Origin of the sequence: Alishewanella sp. SMS8 (genome assembly GCF_030737935.1) — a bacterium.
Lineage (GTDB): Bacteria > Pseudomonadota > Gammaproteobacteria > Enterobacterales > Alteromonadaceae > Alishewanella > Alishewanella maricola.
Genome location: NZ_JAPJEA010000001.1, coordinates 1,170,512 through 1,185,855 on the forward strand (window position 1 = coordinate 1,170,512; position 15,344 = coordinate 1,185,855).

19 protein-coding genes are annotated in these 15,344 nt (G+C 45.3%); 11 read left to right on the plus strand and 8 right to left on the minus strand.

What is annotated here, in order from left to right:
- Positions 1-30: 30 nt before the first annotated feature.
- Positions 31-1,122, minus strand: a complete 1,092-nt coding sequence (zapE, locus tag ORJ01_RS05375) for a cell division protein ZapE (protein WP_306177204.1) — start codon at positions 1,120-1,122, stop codon at positions 31-33.
- 123 nt (positions 1,123-1,245) lie between these two features.
- On the opposite strand from zapE, the gene ORJ01_RS05380 reads away from it, so the two are divergent.
- The 3 genes from ORJ01_RS05380 (at position 1,246) to ORJ01_RS05390 (ending at position 4,307) form a co-directional block, all read left to right on the plus strand.
- Positions 1,246-1,686, plus strand: a complete 441-nt coding sequence (locus ORJ01_RS05380) for a YhcB family protein (RefSeq protein ID WP_226749374.1) — start codon at positions 1,246-1,248, stop codon at positions 1,684-1,686.
- Between the two features lie 89 nt (positions 1,687-1,775).
- The gene (locus ORJ01_RS05385; RefSeq protein ID WP_306177205.1) at positions 1,776-3,128 is read left to right on the plus strand and encodes a Do family serine endopeptidase; all 1,353 of its coding nucleotides are present in this window, start codon (positions 1,776-1,778) and stop codon (positions 3,126-3,128) included.
- A gap of 93 nt (positions 3,129-3,221) precedes the next feature.
- Positions 3,222-4,307 (plus strand): trypsin-like peptidase domain-containing protein, encoded by a 1,086-nt coding sequence (locus ORJ01_RS05390; protein WP_306177206.1) that lies wholly within the window; start codon positions 3,222-3,224, stop codon positions 4,305-4,307.
- A gap of 90 nt (positions 4,308-4,397) precedes the next feature.
- Here the strand turns inward: ORJ01_RS05390 and murA are convergent, their stop codons facing one another.
- Genes murA through mlaF form a run of 7 tightly spaced genes read right to left on the minus strand, consistent with a single transcriptional unit; the run spans position 4,398 to position 8,945 of the window.
- Positions 4,398-5,654 (minus strand): UDP-N-acetylglucosamine 1-carboxyvinyltransferase, encoded by a 1,257-nt coding sequence (gene murA / locus ORJ01_RS05395; RefSeq protein WP_226749371.1) that lies wholly within the window; start codon positions 5,652-5,654, stop codon positions 4,398-4,400.
- 8 nt (positions 5,655-5,662) lie between these two features.
- Positions 5,663-5,920, minus strand: coding sequence for a BolA family protein (locus tag ORJ01_RS05400; protein WP_306177207.1), 258 nt, complete (start codon positions 5,918-5,920; stop codon positions 5,663-5,665).
- A 9-nt stretch (positions 5,921-5,929) separates the two neighbouring features.
- On the minus strand, positions 5,930-6,223 hold the full coding sequence (locus tag ORJ01_RS05405) for a lipid asymmetry maintenance protein MlaB (protein WP_226749369.1): 294 nt from the start codon (positions 6,221-6,223) through the stop codon (positions 5,930-5,932).
- 3 nt (positions 6,224-6,226) lie between these two features.
- On the minus strand, positions 6,227-6,892 hold the full coding sequence (locus tag ORJ01_RS05410; RefSeq protein WP_226749368.1) for an ABC transporter substrate-binding protein: 666 nt from the start codon (positions 6,890-6,892) through the stop codon (positions 6,227-6,229).
- Positions 6,892-7,356, minus strand: a complete 465-nt coding sequence (mlaD, locus tag ORJ01_RS05415) for an outer membrane lipid asymmetry maintenance protein MlaD (RefSeq protein ID WP_226749367.1) — start codon at positions 7,354-7,356, stop codon at positions 6,892-6,894. Before mlaD ends, ORJ01_RS05410 begins: the two co-directional genes overlap by 1 nt.
- A gap of 3 nt (positions 7,357-7,359) precedes the next feature.
- Positions 7,360-8,142 (minus strand): lipid asymmetry maintenance ABC transporter permease subunit MlaE, encoded by a 783-nt coding sequence (gene mlaE / locus ORJ01_RS05420; protein WP_306177208.1) that lies wholly within the window; start codon positions 8,140-8,142, stop codon positions 7,360-7,362.
- The gene (mlaF, locus tag ORJ01_RS05425; protein ID WP_306177209.1) at positions 8,139-8,945 is read right to left on the minus strand and encodes a phospholipid ABC transporter ATP-binding protein MlaF; all 807 of its coding nucleotides are present in this window, start codon (positions 8,943-8,945) and stop codon (positions 8,139-8,141) included. Before mlaF ends, mlaE begins: the two co-directional genes overlap by 4 nt.
- 284 nt (positions 8,946-9,229) lie before the next feature.
- Here mlaF and ORJ01_RS05430 point away from each other — a divergent pair, with 284 nt between their 5' ends.
- From ORJ01_RS05430 to hpf, 8 genes are read left to right on the plus strand one after another with little or no spacing between them, the layout of a single operon-like run.
- A complete protein-coding gene (locus ORJ01_RS05430) occupies positions 9,230-10,207 on the plus strand; it encodes a calcium/sodium antiporter (protein WP_226749364.1) in 978 nt (325 codons plus the stop codon).
- Between the two features lie 8 nt (positions 10,208-10,215).
- Positions 10,216-11,187 (plus strand): KpsF/GutQ family sugar-phosphate isomerase, encoded by a 972-nt coding sequence (locus ORJ01_RS05435; protein WP_226749363.1) that lies wholly within the window; start codon positions 10,216-10,218, stop codon positions 11,185-11,187.
- Between the two features lies 1 nt (position 11,188).
- Complete coding sequence (gene kdsC, locus ORJ01_RS05440; protein ID WP_226749362.1) at positions 11,189-11,743, plus strand: 3-deoxy-manno-octulosonate-8-phosphatase KdsC; 555 nt, start codon at positions 11,189-11,191, stop codon at positions 11,741-11,743.
- Positions 11,740-12,294 (plus strand): LPS export ABC transporter periplasmic protein LptC, encoded by a 555-nt coding sequence (lptC, locus tag ORJ01_RS05445; protein WP_306177210.1) that lies wholly within the window; start codon positions 11,740-11,742, stop codon positions 12,292-12,294. Before kdsC ends, lptC begins: the two co-directional genes overlap by 4 nt.
- The gene (lptA, locus tag ORJ01_RS05450) at positions 12,284-12,775 is read left to right on the plus strand and encodes a lipopolysaccharide transport periplasmic protein LptA (protein WP_226749360.1); all 492 of its coding nucleotides are present in this window, start codon (positions 12,284-12,286) and stop codon (positions 12,773-12,775) included. Before lptC ends, lptA begins: the two co-directional genes overlap by 11 nt.
- A complete protein-coding gene (gene lptB / locus ORJ01_RS05455; protein WP_226749359.1) occupies positions 12,772-13,494 on the plus strand; it encodes an LPS export ABC transporter ATP-binding protein in 723 nt (240 codons plus the stop codon). Before lptA ends, lptB begins: the two co-directional genes overlap by 4 nt.
- 48 nt (positions 13,495-13,542) lie before the next feature.
- On the plus strand, positions 13,543-15,030 hold the full coding sequence (locus ORJ01_RS05460) for an RNA polymerase factor sigma-54 (RefSeq protein ID WP_306177211.1): 1,488 nt from the start codon (positions 13,543-13,545) through the stop codon (positions 15,028-15,030).
- Between the two features lie 25 nt (positions 15,031-15,055).
- On the plus strand, positions 15,056-15,343 hold the full coding sequence (gene hpf / locus ORJ01_RS05465; protein ID WP_226749357.1) for a ribosome hibernation promoting factor: 288 nt from the start codon (positions 15,056-15,058) through the stop codon (positions 15,341-15,343).
- Position 15,344: the final 1 nt, after the last annotated feature.

The following is a 15,344-nucleotide window of genomic DNA, read 5'->3' on the forward strand; positions in this document are numbered from 1 at the left end:
ATTTGCAAAAAAATTAACGGTTCAGCACATTTAAGGTAAATGCTCACTGGCCAGATAATCGTGTGACTGCATTTCCTGCAAACGACTTAAGCAGCGCTTAAATTCAAAGCTAAGTAAACCGCCCTGATAAAGCTGTTCTAACGGCACTGTCGCAGAGATAATCAGCTTTACGTGCCGCTCATAAAACTCATCAACCAATGCTAAAAAGCGCCGAGCGACATCATCATTTTGTTGTCCCATCGCCGTTACACCCGACAACAATACCGTATGATACAACCGGCTTAACTCGATGTAATCGTATTGACTGCGCGCCGTTTCGCATAACTCATTAAAGCTAAACCACACTATACCATCGGCTTCGGCCCGCGTGGTTAATAAGCGGTTGGCGACTTCAATTTTTACCGCTTGCTGACGAGGCTCAACCGATAACGCATGAAAATACTGCTGTAAATTAATGTCAGCTTGCTCATCTAGCGGATAATGATAAATCTCGGCCATTTCTAAAGTTCGTAAGCGATAATCAATGCCACTGTCGACATTGACAATTTTGGTGTAGCGCTTGATAAGTTCAATTGCAGGTAAAAAGCGTGCTCGCTGCAAACCATTGCGATATAAACCGTCTGGCTCGATATTTGACGTGGCCACTAAGGTAATGCCGCGCGCAAACAAGGCTTGCATTAAGGTGCCTAGAATCATCGCATCGGTAATGTCTGAAACAAAGAATTCATCAAAGCAAATAATATCGGTTTCCGCTTTAAAACGATCGGCAACCTTTTCGAGCGGATCGCTCACCCCTTTTAATGACTTTAATTCATCATGCACTCGGTGCATAAAGCGATGAAAATGCACACGCATTTTGCGTTGTGTCGGTAAACATTCAAAGAACGTATCGACCAAATAGGTCTTACCGCGGCCCACGCCTCCCCAGAAATACAAACCGAGTAAAGGGCTATCGCTCTGCGTTTTTCCGGTCAATTTTTGCCAAAAACTCTGTTTTGCCGGTGGGCGACTGATAAAATCATCAAACAATCGCTGTAGTTGCTTAACCGCATTTTCTTGAGCAGCGTCAAGATGAAAATCAGGGCGCAACAGATCTTGTTGATATTTTTCTAGTGGGGTCATGGCCTTTAACTTGAAAGTAGCGAAACGAAACCTTAAATATGAGGCATAATAGTAACATGCCTTACCACCTTGTATAAGAAGTTAGGGTACACTAAGTAAAGTATTTCATCGTTAGGAGTAAGCATGGACTATACATCGGTTTTAATTGGGCTGGTTGTCGGTTTATTAATTGGTGCGGCCATCAGCAGGATCATTAGCCTAAAACAATTTGGCCAACACAAGCTGCAACAAGAATTAGACGAAAGCCGCAAACAACTGACGCAGTATCGCAAAGATGTCTCAGAACATCTGGAGACAACAAATCAGTTAATGAGCCAGTTGCAGGATAATTATTCACGCATTGCACGTCATGTGCAGCAATCGAAAATGCAACTGGTTGAGCAGCCGACCAGCCCAAGCGATGAAGTGAATTATTTTGCTGCGGATACCACATTACATATTAAACAATCGTTACATCAACTGAATGAGCGTCGCAGAGAACACTCAGAAATTGGTGAGCAACCGCGTGATTACTCTGGTCAAGCCAGCGGCTTGATTAAAGAGCGGCCAAGTAAAGGCGAATAGAAAACTTTTACCGTTAGTGCGCGACTGCTCAGAACTTTTTTGGGGTGCGATGCTCTTAGTGACACTGTCATAGAAGGAGACATTACGCGATGAACCAGAAATTTTCTTTGCTTAGCGCTGCCGTGTTAGCAGCAATGTTGTTGGCTCCTGCATCCCCAGCACACGCCAGCTTACCGTTTTTCGGAAAAGAAGAGCAGCAAATGCCTTCGCTGGCGCCGATGCTTGAACAAGCCACGCCCGCTGTAGTCTATGTTTCTGTTGCGGGTAGCCGTGAAGTACGCCAGCGTATGCCTGAAGCTTTTCAATACTTTTTCGGCCAGCGCGGCCAAGGTGAAATGCGCCGCGAGCAACCCTTCCGTGGTTTGGGTTCAGGTGTCATTATTGATGCCAAAAAAGGCTATATCGTCACCAATAACCATGTTGTGCAAGATGCTTCTGAAATTCAAATTCGCTTAAAAGATGGCCGTACCTTTACCGCAAAAAAACTGGGTTCCGATCCAGAAAGCGACATCGCTTTATTGCAAATTGAAGCCGATAACCTGGTTGAGTTACCTCTAGCAGATTCTGACAAACTGCGGGTGGGTGATTATGCGATTGCCATAGGTAACCCCTTTGGTTTAGAACAAACCGTGACCTCTGGCATTATTAGCTCATTAAGCCGCAGTGGCTTAAATGAAGGCTTTGAAGATTTTATCCAAACTGATGCTGCTATTAACAGCGGTAACTCGGGCGGCGCTTTAGTGAACTTACGTGGCGAGCTGATCGGCATTAACACGGCTATTTTAGGGCCTAATGGCGGTAATGTCGGCATCGGCTTTGCTATCCCCGCCAATATGATGAAAAACTTGGTTGAGCAAATTATTGAATTTGGTGAAATTCGCCGTGGTAGCTTGGGTATTCGCGGTAATGATGTTAATTCTGAGCTGACCAAAGCATTAAATCTGAATGTCAGTCGCGGCGCCTTTGTCGGCGAAGTGCTGCCAGACAGCGCAGCAGCGAAAAGTGGTTTGAAATCAGGTGATGTGATTGTCAGTATGAACGGCAATCGTATTCACAGCTTCAATGAATTACGTGCCAAGGTCGCCACCCTGGGTTCAGGCCGTGAAGCCATTTTAGGCGTACTGCGTGACGGTAAAGAACGCGACATTAAAGTCGTACTGCAAGAGACCACCAGTGGCCAGGTTGCGGCGACACAATTGCACCCTATGCTACAAGGTGCAACCTTAAATAATGCTGACAAAGGCGTGGAAGTCAGTAGCGTGGAAGCGGAATCACCCGCGGCACAAATTGGCTTACGCCAAGGCGATATTATTACTGGGGTTAACCGTCAACGTGTGAACAACCTTGCCGAGCTACGTCGGTTATTAGAAAAACGCGATGGTGGCGTTGCCGCGCTGTATATCCAACGTGGTAATGATCAACTGTATATCTTAATCCGTTAAGCGCTTAATTTAGGCAGGTGGTAGCTGAACGCTACTGCCTGTGCTAAAAAAATGCTATGCTAAACTTATTCATCTTTAGGCAGAAGCGACATTGTGCGCAACCTTTTGTTATTTATTTTAAAAAGTAGCGCATACGGCTTAGCGCTCGCCTTTATTCTTATCTTGTTTTTCCCCAACATCGCTCGGGTTGACTTGTCGTTATGGCAAACACCTCATACCGAACAAAACACCGCGCCGGTTTCTTATAACCATGCGGTACGACGTGCTGCGCCAGCGGTGGTAAATGTCTACACACGCAGTCGAATTGTCGATCCCCGCTCGTTACAACCCCGCACCATTGAACGGCAAGAGTTAGGTTCAGGTGTCATTATGTCGGCACAAGGCTATATTCTGACAAATTATCACGTGGTGTATGGTGCCGATCACATTGAAGTGGCTTTACAAGACGGTCGCTGGCTAGAAGCCGTGTTAATCGGTCAAGATGAAGTGTCTGATTTAGCCGTGCTTTATGTACAAGCCGACAACTTACCGGTGATCCCGCAAGATCCCAACATCGAGCCCCAAGTTGGCGATTTGGTACTAGCTATCGGTAACCCACTTAATTTAGGTCAAACCATCACCCAAGGTATTATCAGCGCCAATGGCAACCATGGCTTAAGCTCTCGTGGCTATCCTGATTTTATGCGAATGGATGCCGCCATTAATAAAGGCAATTCGGGCGGTGCTTTGGTAAACAGTAATGGCACCTTGGTTGGCATTAATGCTGCCGCGTTCCAAGTACAAAATCAGGATATCCAAGGTATATTCTTCGCTGTGCCCTATCAACTCGCCCGTATTATTATGGAAAAGCTCATTAAACATGGCCGTGTGACACGCAGTTATTTGGGCGTTGCCGGTCAAGCTGTAATCAACGCTGCGGGTGATCCTTTATTTTCATCTGGCCAAGCGCTTTATGGTTTGCGCTTAAGTGAAGTCACCAGTAATGGCCCTGCGGCAATGGCTGGCTTACAAGCCAATGACATTATTTTGGAAATTGCCGGACAACACTTTCAAGATATGCGGCATGCGTTAAACTTTATCGCTGAAACGCCCCCCGATACCGAGTTACAAATCACCATCGACCGTAACGGTGAGCGTATGGTGATCCCAACTATCGTTAGGGAACAGCCGCGCCGCTAAATGCGCACATAAGATGCATCAGCTGATTTAATCAGTTTTAAGCAATAAAAAAACCGCATTTCTGCGGTTTTTTTATTTATAAGCAAACGCTTAACCGTTTACTCGCTCAATGTGCGCACCTAAGCCTTGTAGTTTATGTTCGATTTGCTCATAACCACGGTCGATATGGTAAATGCGATCCACCACTGTGGTGCCTTTAGCCACTAAACCCGCAATCACTAAGCTTGCCGAAGCGCGTAAGTCGGTTGCCATTACCTGAGCTGCAGTTAACGATGGGCTGTGCTGACAAACTGCTGTATTTCCTTCTAAGCGGATTTTCGCGCCCATACGTTGTAATTCCGGTACATGCATAAAGCGATTTTCGAAAATCGTTTCAGTGACGACACCAACACCTTCAGCTACCACGTTTAACACCGTAAACTGGGCTTGCATATCTGTTGGAAAGCCTGGGTGAGGCACCGTTTTAACATCTACCGACGTTAACTTTCTTCCGGTCATGTTTAAACGGATCCAATCAGCACCCGTTGTCACTTCAGCACCGGCTTCACGTAATTTCTCTAGCACAACTTCTAGATCGCTTGGTGCTGCTTTTAAACAGGTAATATCGCCACCGGTTACCGCCGCTGCCACTAAAAAGGTGCCTGTTTCAATACGATCAGGCAGAACACGATGCTCCCCCCCCTGTAACGCAGGCATGCCGTCAATCACTAAGGTGTCTGTACCAGCACCGCTAATTTTCGCACCTAGGGTATTCAGATAATTCGCTAAATCAACAATCTCTGGTTCACGAGCCGCGTTTTCAATGACCGTACGACCATCGGCTAAGGTCGCCGCCATCATCAAGTTCTCGGTACCTGTCACACTGACCATATCCATCACTAAGTGCGCGCCTTTTAAGCGTTTAGCCTGCGCTTTGATATAGCCGTTTTCAACCGTGATCTCTGCGCCCATTTTACGCAAACCGTCGATATGTAAATTGACAGGTCTGGCACCGATAGCACAGCCACCAGGCAAAGAAACCTCGGCTTGACCAAAGCGTGCCAATAAAGGGCCTAGCGCTAAAATAGAGGCACGCATGGTTTTCACCAAGTCGTACGGAGCAAATTGATTACTAATTTGGCTGGCATCAACAATTACGACATCCGCATCACACTCAACCTTGGCGCCAAATAGCTGCAACAGCTTAAATGTCGTTTCGATGTCTTTGAGTTTGGGTACATTGCGAATGGTGGTAGGTTGCTCAGCTAATAAGCTTGCAAACAGAATAGGCAGGGCGGCATTTTTTGCGCCCGATATCACGACTTCACCTTGTAGTGGGCCGTTGGCAGTAACTAAAAACTGTTGCATAGTGGATCTCAGAGCGGAGGGTTTAAAAGTTTTTCTCTGCGCCACTGCTGCGGCGTAAAGGCCTTAATACTTACTGCATGCATACTGCCATCAGCAATCGCTGCCATTAACGGGCTGTAGACAAGCTGCTGTTGTTTAACGCGGCTTAAGCCGTCAAAACAATCACCTACGGCAGTGACTGCGTAATGTGAGCCGTCAGCTTTAACATAAACTTCTGCTAGTTGCAGATGTTCTTTTAACAGTTGCTCTATCTGAGCAATTTCCATAACTACACCTTAATTGGTTATAGGCAAAATGTCGGTCACCGCACTTACTTTAGCAAGTGAAAGTAGCTGTGCCGGCACCTTGATAATTTCAATTTTTATTTTCAACGTCTTGGCGCGTGCAATCTGCTGGATCAGCCAAGCCAACCCTGCCGAGTCTACATTGGTTAACGCCGAGAAATCAAAGATTACCTCACCCTGCAACTTATTTAACAACGTGAAGGGTGAATGCATCATTAACGTATCGCGATCGAGTTCGCCACTAAAAAACAGCGTTTGATCGGTTTGGCTGATTGCTAATGCCACCTGTTACTCCGAAGTGCTTGCACTATCATCGTTGGCTAACTTAACCGGCTCTTTAGATTTTTCTTTCAGCAACTCAGTCACACTGGCCAAACCTTGCTGTCTGATCAAGTTATTTAATTCAGCGCGTTTGCTATCGAGTAAAGAAATACCTTCGGCGATTAAATCGATCACCAGCCACGTTTCCGCATTGCGTGGACGGCGTAATTTAAAATCAATAACGATGTCAGGCTTACCTGGATCCATCACCCGAGTACGAATAGTGATAATACTTTGATTACCAATCACTTTAGATGGCTCAATCATCACTTTTTGTTCTTTGTAATAGGTTAAAGCTCCAGCGTAAGAACCAATCATATATTGTTCAAAGGCTTTTACAAAATCATCAAAGGCTTTTGGATCTTTACGAATATCAACGGTACGGCCAACGACGATCGCCGCAGCATAACGGCTATCAATATAAGGTAATAATTCTTCTTGCACTATCACCCGCAAATGTTCTAAATCTTGGTTAATGATAGGCTGATCTGTTTTCACCCGATTAAAGGTTTTGTCTGCAACCACTTCGATCATTTTGTAAGGATCGGTATAAGTTTCGGTAGCTAGCGCAGGTAAGACTAAACCTGCAGTTAATAGCAAAGACACACTCACCTTTTGCAATAAAGCTCTCATTAATTCCCCCGATTAAATAAAAACTGCCCAATTAACTCTTCGAGCACGATAGCTGAACGCGTGTCTTCAATGGTATCACCGTTACCTAACATCAATACGGTGTCATCGACAAACCCTGGTAACAAGCCAACATATTGTTCACCTAATAAGCCTGAGGTTAAAATCGCCACTGAACTCGTTTCAGGAAAGTTACTGTACTCAGCGTTAATTTCTAACTTAACCACTGGCGTGTAGCTGACGCGATCTAACTCAATTGAGCCAACACGGCCAACAATCACGCCACCCACCTTAATGGGTGAACGCACTTTTAAACCGCCAATATTGTCAAACTTGGCATACAAGGTGTAAGTTTGCGAAGCACCACCAAAACCGGTATCAGCTACTTTTAAGGCCAACATTAAAAAGGCCGCACAAGCCAAGACAATAAAGCCGCCAACTAAAATTTCAATTTTACGCGTGGTCATTTTTTATCCACCAAACATTAATGCAGTTAATATAAAATCAAAGCCTAAAACAGCCAATGATGCCGTGACTACCGTTTGAGTGGTGGCACGGCTAATACCTTCCGAAGTCGGGATGGCATCAAAACCTTTGTGTAATGCAATCCAGATCACCACGAGTGCAAACACTGCACTTTTTATTACACCATTTAACACATCCTGATACAGGTCAACGTTAGCTTGCATAGCAGACCAATAGCTACCTGCATCGACACCTAACCATTCTACACCAACCAAATGGCCACCTAATATGCCTACAGCATTAAATAGCAATGCCAGTAATGGCATGGCAACCACCCCCGCCCAAAAGCGTGGAGCGATAATACGACGCAGCGGATCAACTGCCATCATTTCCATACCGGATAATTGCTCAGTCGCTTTCATTAAGCCAATTTCTGCGGTAAGCGCGCTACCGGCACGCCCCGCGAATAACAGCGCGGTGACTACCGGGCCTAACTCGCGCAGCAAACTTAGCGAGACTAACGGGCCTAACATGCCCTCTGCGCCAAACTTTACTAAAACGTTATAACCTTGCAGTGACAGCACCATGCCGATAAACAAGCCGGACACGAGGATAATCATCAACGACAACACGCCAATGACATACAATTGTTTGATAAACAACGGGAAGCCTTTACGGAAATCGGGCTTACCCACTATGGCACCAAATAACATGATACCTGCACGACCAAAACCACTGATGGTACTGAGCGTTTGATGGCCTATTTTTTGTAATCTATTTGCGATCACTTGCCGAGCTCCATTAATTCATCTTCATAAGCTGCAGCTTTATAATGAAAGGGCACTGCCCCGTCTGCATCGCCATTTAAAAATTGCTGCACTAATGGCGATGGATCGGCACGTAATTGCTCTGGCGTACCTTGGCCAATCACAGTTTTATCTGCCACAACATAAACGTAATCGGCGATACTCATGACTTCTTTTACATCATGCGACACCACGATAGACGTTAAACCCAAGGCGTTATTAAGTTCGCGGATCAATCGCACAATAACCCCCATTGAAATAGGGTCTTGCCCCGCAAAAGGCTCATCGTACATGATTAACTCAGGATCTAAAGCGATTGCCCGAGCTAATGCAGCACGTCTTGCCATACCACCGGATAATTCAGCTGGCATCAAATCCCGTGCACCGCGTAAACCTACGGCCTCCAGCTTCATTAATACAATTAATCGAATTAACGACTCTGATAAACGGGTGTGTTCACGAAGTGGAAAGGCCACGTTGTCAAAGACCGATAGTTCGGTAAATAGGGCACCGCTTTGAAACAGCATGCTCATCTTTTTACGGGCTTGATATAAAGCTGAACGTGACAATTTAGGGATATTTACGCCATCAAACATAATATTGCCACTGTCTGGGATCAATTGACCACCAATCAGTTTTAACAGCGTTGTTTTACCAATGCCGCTAGGCCCCATAATGGCGGTAACTTTTCCCCTGACAAACTGCATAGACATATCGCGGTAGATCACTCGTTCTCCGCGTGAAAAGCTCAGGTTTTGGATATCGACCAACACATCAGACAACATTATTTCTCCAGTTCTCTTTGCAACCAGTCAGCTCTCGTTAAACGGGCAATCTTGCTAAGGGCGCGCATGTTATATACATTCATAACAGTTTACAATATGAGCAAAGTGGCAAAGTGTGCTTATTGTAAACGCTATGAGAGAGTAAGTCGTGGCAATAATTCGAAACGAACAGCAGGTATTTTCGAATAATGCTTGGCGTAGGTGTTTTTACCGAGGTTTTTTTGCATTTAGCAGCAAGAAACGGGAAAATACCCTTTTTAACTGTTAAGCAGACAACGGACACCATGATATCACCTTTGTTATTAGCCATTATCTTCGTTATCGTCGGACTCGTATTGCTGATTTGGAGTGCTGACCGTTTCGTATTCGGCGCATCATCTGTTGCCCGCAATAGCGGTGTTTCGCCAATGATCATCGGATTAACGATTGTTGCGATGGGTTCATCCGCGCCAGAAATGTTGGTCTCGGCAACAGCCGCAGCACAAGGGCGACTCGACACCTCGGTTGGTAACGCTTTAGGTTCCAATATCACAAATATCTTAATGGTCATTGGGGTGATTGCCCTATTCAAACCGATTACGGTTGCCTCATTAACCTTGAAGCGCGAATTTCCGTTAATGCTGTTTTTCACCTTTGTTGGATATTATTTTTTATCAGACCATAACTTAACGCGGGCTGAAGGTATTATCTTGCTTATCGCTTTTTTCAGCTTTATCAGTTTGTTGGTGTACTGGGGTAAGCATGCCAGCCCAACCGATCCGCTTATCAGCGAAATTGAATCAGAAATTCCACCCCCAACCTCTACTCTAAAGGCGGTGTTTTGGGTTATCGCCGGCTTAGTGTTGTTATTAGCCAGCTCGCAGTTATTGGTTCAGGGTGCAGTCACCATTGCCCGTTATGCTGGAATGAGTGATTTAATCATCGGCTTAACAATTATTGCTATCGGCACCAGTTTGCCCGAACTCGCCGCAAGCGTCATAGGCGTAATAAAAGGCGAAGATGATCTGGCGCTGGGCAATATTATCGGCTCAAACATTTTTAACATTTTAGCCGTGTTAGGCTTAGGCGCAGTGATTGGGCCTTCAACACTCGATATTAATGCTGGTACGCGGGATAGTTACGTGATGATCGCGGCGGCCTTTGCACTGTTATTAATGTCAATACGTATCGGCAAGCAACAACGTATCAATCGATTAGAAGGTGGCTTGCTTTTAAGCGGCTTTATTGGCTACCAATATTTGTTATTTACTCATTTGGCGTAAACTTGGTTATGACCACAAAGACTTTCCGTGAACAGGCTTTAGCGGTATTACGCATCGAAGCCGAAGCCGTTCGACAACTCGAACAATATCTTAATGATGATTTTGAGCGCGCTTGTCAGCTGGTACTCGATAATAAAGGTAAAGTTATCGTCAGCGGTATTGGTAAATCTGGCCACATTGCCAACAAAATAGCGGCAACCCTCGCCTCTACTGGCTCTCCGGCTTTTTTTGTGCATCCAGGCGAAGCGAGCCATGGTGATTTGGGTATGTTGTCAAAAGACGATATCGTTATCGCCATCTCCAATTCTGGTGAAACAGCAGAATTACTGACCATAGTGCCAATTATCAAACGCATGGGTATTCCACTGATCGCCATGACCGGGAAAGCGGATTCTACGTTAGCGCGCTTGGCCGATATTCACTTATGTGTAGCTGTACCTCAAGAAGCTTGCCCACTTGGCCTAGCGCCCACCGCCAGCACCACGGCGACACTGGCGATGGGTGATGCCTTGGCTGTCGCGGTGTTAGATATTAGAGGCTTTTCAGCCGATGATTTTGCGTTATCGCATCCCGGTGGCAGCCTTGGTCGCAAGTTATTGTTGCGCTTAGAAGATTTAATGCATAAAGAGAATTTAGTGCCTATCGTACCGCAAGAGGCCAGCATTAAAGATGCCTTATTAGAGATTTCACGCAAAGGGCTCGGCATGACCACCGTGGTCGATGCACAAGGTCGCTTAGCTGGGCTTTTTACAGACGGTGATTTACGACGTATTCTTGATCAACGTATTGATATACACAGCACCTCTATTGCCAAGGTGATGACGGTCAATTGCATTACGGTTAAAGCAGAAATGCTCGCCGCCGAAGCGTTAAATATTATGCAGCAACGAAAAATTAATGGCCTGATCATTGTTAACGAGCAGCGCGAGCCAATCGGCGCCATGAATATGCACGACTTACTGCGAGCAGGAGTAATGTAACATGGACTTATATCGCCAGTTGTACCAAGCTATCAGTGATACTAACGCCAGCCGCGCGGCTGATATTAAATTACTTATCTGTGATGTCGATGGCGTATTTTCGGATGGGCGCATTTACTTAGGTAATCAAGGTGAAGAGCTAAAAGCCTTTCATACCCGGGATGGCTATGGCATTAAAGCACTGCGCCAAGCTGGCATAGAAGTAGCCGTGATAACAGGGCGACAATCGGCCATTGTGGAGCAGCGTATGAAATCGCTAACTGTGCCCTATATTTATCAAGGGCAAGAAAATAAAACAGCTGCATTTCAAGCGCTGCTCGCTGAACTGCAATTAGATGCCAGCCAAGTCGCTTATATCGGTGATGATTTGGCCGATTGGCAAGTCATGCAACATTGTGGCTTAGCCGTCGCGGTAAAAGATGCACATCCTTATTTGCAAAAGCACGCCCATTTAGCAACGTCATTACCTGGCGGCTTTGGTGCAGTGCGCGAATTATGCGATCTGTTACTGATTGCGCAACAGCGATTTTTACAATTTGATGGCAGCAGCTCATGAGAAAGTTTTTTGTGCTCATCGTCATGTTACTCGTGATAGTCGCGGGCTACCTGTGGTTGAATCCCAGCGTTGAGCAAGTGGATCTGCAAGTGGATCGAGAATTTCAACCGGATTACATTGCTGAAAATGTTACCTTGCGCATCTACGACAATGAGGGCTATATTGCCGATCACGTGCAGGCGCTGAAATTAGAGCATTTTGAACAGCTCGGCTTTACGCAGTTTGATCAACCGCGCTATACCCTGTTTAATAAAGCACATCAGCCTGCTTGGGAAATCAGTAGCTTACAAGGTGTCTGGTTTCCTGAAGATAAGATTATTTTGGAAAACCAAGTGGTTTTGCAAAACAAACAAACCCTAGGTTTAGTAGAACGCGTTGAAACGGCCTCATTACAACTGATGTTGCCTGAAAAAAGTATTCATACGCATGAAATCGTTCAGATCACCGGCGCCGGTTTTTTCATTAAAGGGCAAGGTATGCATGTCGATTTAACAAAAGAAACCATACAATTGCAAAAGCATTTAGAGACGGTATATTTCAATGAAAATTAATAGCTTAATGATTGTTTTGGCCTTTTTTTCTGCCGTTAGTTTGGCCGCCGAACCGGATCATAAACAGCCCATCTCGGTCGATGCAGATAAAACCTTAGCCTCATTAATTGACAGCATTGCCAGTTATGCCGATAACGTTGTCGTACGTCAGGGGTCCATGTTGATCAAAGCAGACAAACTTGAAGTCGACGCCAGTGCTGGTAAAGGTAAAGAGGTGTTTATTACAACAGGCTCACCGGCGACCTATTCACAAACTCTGCAAGGTGATCGTCCTGTAACCGCTCAAGCGAATGAGATCCGATTTGACCGTGCCAGCCGAATTTTAACGTTATCGGGTAATGCCGAAGTGATGCAAAGCGGTAGCTTAGTGCGCGGTGCCGTGATCCGTTACAACATTGAATTACAACAATTAAGTGCTGAAGGTGAGCAAAATCGTCGCGTTACCACGATTTTCACCCCAGAAAACAAGGACAATCCATGAAGTTAGTGGTCTCGCACCTCGCCAAAAGCTATAAAAGCCGGCAGGTAGTGAAAGATGTCAGCTTAGAGGTCAATGCAGGGCAAATCGTCGGTTTATTGGGCCCTAACGGTGCAGGTAAAACGACAACCTTTTACATGATTGTTGGCTTAGTTCCCTCGGATAAAGGCACCATTACCCTCAACGAGCAAGATATTACTTTTGCTCCGATCCACCAACGTGCCCGCGCCGGCATTGGTTATTTACCGCAAGAAAGCTCGATTTTTCGTAAATTGACTGTGCATGAAAACTTATTGGCCATTTTGCAAACCCGCAAAGATTTAAGCACGCAACGCCGCGCTGAAATTGCCGATGATTTATTAGAAGAATTTCATATCGGCCATATCCGCAACAGTTTAGGGATGGCGTTATCTGGTGGCGAGCGTCGTCGGGTTGAGATCGCGCGAGCATTAGCCGCTGATCCCGCTTTTATTTTATTAGACGAACCGTTCGCTGGCGTTGACCCGATTTCAGTACTTGATATCAAAAAAATCATTCAACACCTCGCCCAACGTGGCATTGGTGTTCTCATTACTGACCATAATGTGCGTGAAACGTTAGATGTTTGTGAAATCGCTTATATTGTCAGTCATGGCGAACTGATTGCAGCCGGTTCTCCGCAAGATGTTCTAGCAAATCAGCAGGTACGTGATGTATACCTAGGTGAGCAATTCAGGCTATAGTAAAGAAGATAGAACGCAACTGCGCATTCAGGAGAGAATTACAGGTACATGAAGCCCTCTTTGCAACTCCGCCTAGGACAACAGCTTACCATGACGCCACAACTGCAACAGGCGATACGCCTATTACAGTTGTCTACCATTGAGCTACAGCAAGAAATACAGGAAGCGTTAGACGCGAACCCGTTACTCGAAGGCGATGATGATTTCGAACGTCAGCCAGATGAGGTTGATCACAGTCTTGGCAATATCAATCGCGATACCCTTGACGATCCACGCAACAAAAACTCAGAGCAAAAAGACGCTGCCGATCGCGATACCAGCGATGATCTGAATCAACAAAACATCCAAGAAGATTTACCGCTAGATAATAACTGGGATGACTTAGTCAGTGCCGCCCCTGTTAGCAGTGGCAACATGCCTGATGACGATATGGTGTATCAGGGTGAAACCAGCGATACCCTGCAAGATTATTTACGTTGGCAAATGCAACTGACGCCCTTTTCTGAAATCGACCGGGCTATTGCTGAGATCATTATTGAAGCCATCGATGACAATGGTTTTTTAAGTATCAGCTGCGAAGAAATACTCGACTCACTGCAATCTAACGAGGTCGAGGCCGACGAAGTTGAAGCCGTGATTAAACGCATTCAATTATTTGATCCGGTCGGGGTTGGCGCGCGCTCGGTGCAAGAGTGTTTACTGGTGCAGTTACGGCAGTTTGAGCCAACTACCCCCTATTTAAATGATGCAAAACTCATTATTAGCAACTATACCGAATTTTTAGCAAATAGAGACTTTCGTTCTTTGATGCGCGTGACTAAACTCAAAGAAGAAGAGTTAAAGGAAGTCATGCAGTTGATCCACAGTTTAAATCCACGGCCGGGTGCTGATGTGATTAAACAAGAACAGCAGTATGTGATTCCTGATGTCACGGTGACAAAAGTAAAAGGTCGTTGGCAAGTCGAATTAAACGCTGACGCTATGCCCAAAATACGGATCAATCAGCAATATGCGGCGATGAGCAAAACCGCTAAAAATTCCGCTGATACGCAATTTATTCGTTCGCACTTGCAAGAAGCTAAATGGTTTTTAAAGAGCTTAGAAAGCCGAAACGATACTTTACTCAAAGTAGCCAATTGCATTGTGCAGCAACAACAAGCCTTTTTTGAGCATGGTGAAGAAGCCATGAAACCGATGGTATTGAATGATGTTGCAGAAATGGTCGGTATGCATGAGTCGACGATCTCACGCGTCACCACTCATAAATATATGCATACACCACGTGGAATTTTTGAACTTAAGTTCTTTTTCTCCAGTCATGTTAGTACAGAGAGTGGTGGTGAATGTTCTTCCACTGCCATTCGTGCTTTTATTAAAAAATTGGTGGCGGCAGAAAATCCGGCAAAACCGCTAAGTGACAGTAAAATGGCGGAGATTTTGTTAGAACAAGGGATAAACGTGGCTAGGCGAACTATCGCTAAATACCGCGAATCGTTGTTTATTCCGCCGTCAAATCAACGAAAGACCCTGCTGTAAGTGTCTTAACTAAAAGGAAGAGTCTATGCAAATCAATTTAACAGGCCGTCACGTCGAAATTACCGAAGCCTTAAAAGATTATGTCGAGAATAAATTTGCTAAGCTAGAGCGTCATTTCGAGAACATTAATAATGTACATGTCATCTTAAACGTGGAAAAATTACAACAGATTGCCGAAGCTAAAATCCATCTCACCGGTGGCGAAGTGTTTGCGGTGTCTGAGAACGAAAACATGTATGCTGCGATTGACCAGTTAATAGACAAACTCGATCGGCAGGTCATTAAACACAAAGAAAAACTGTCACGACACTAAG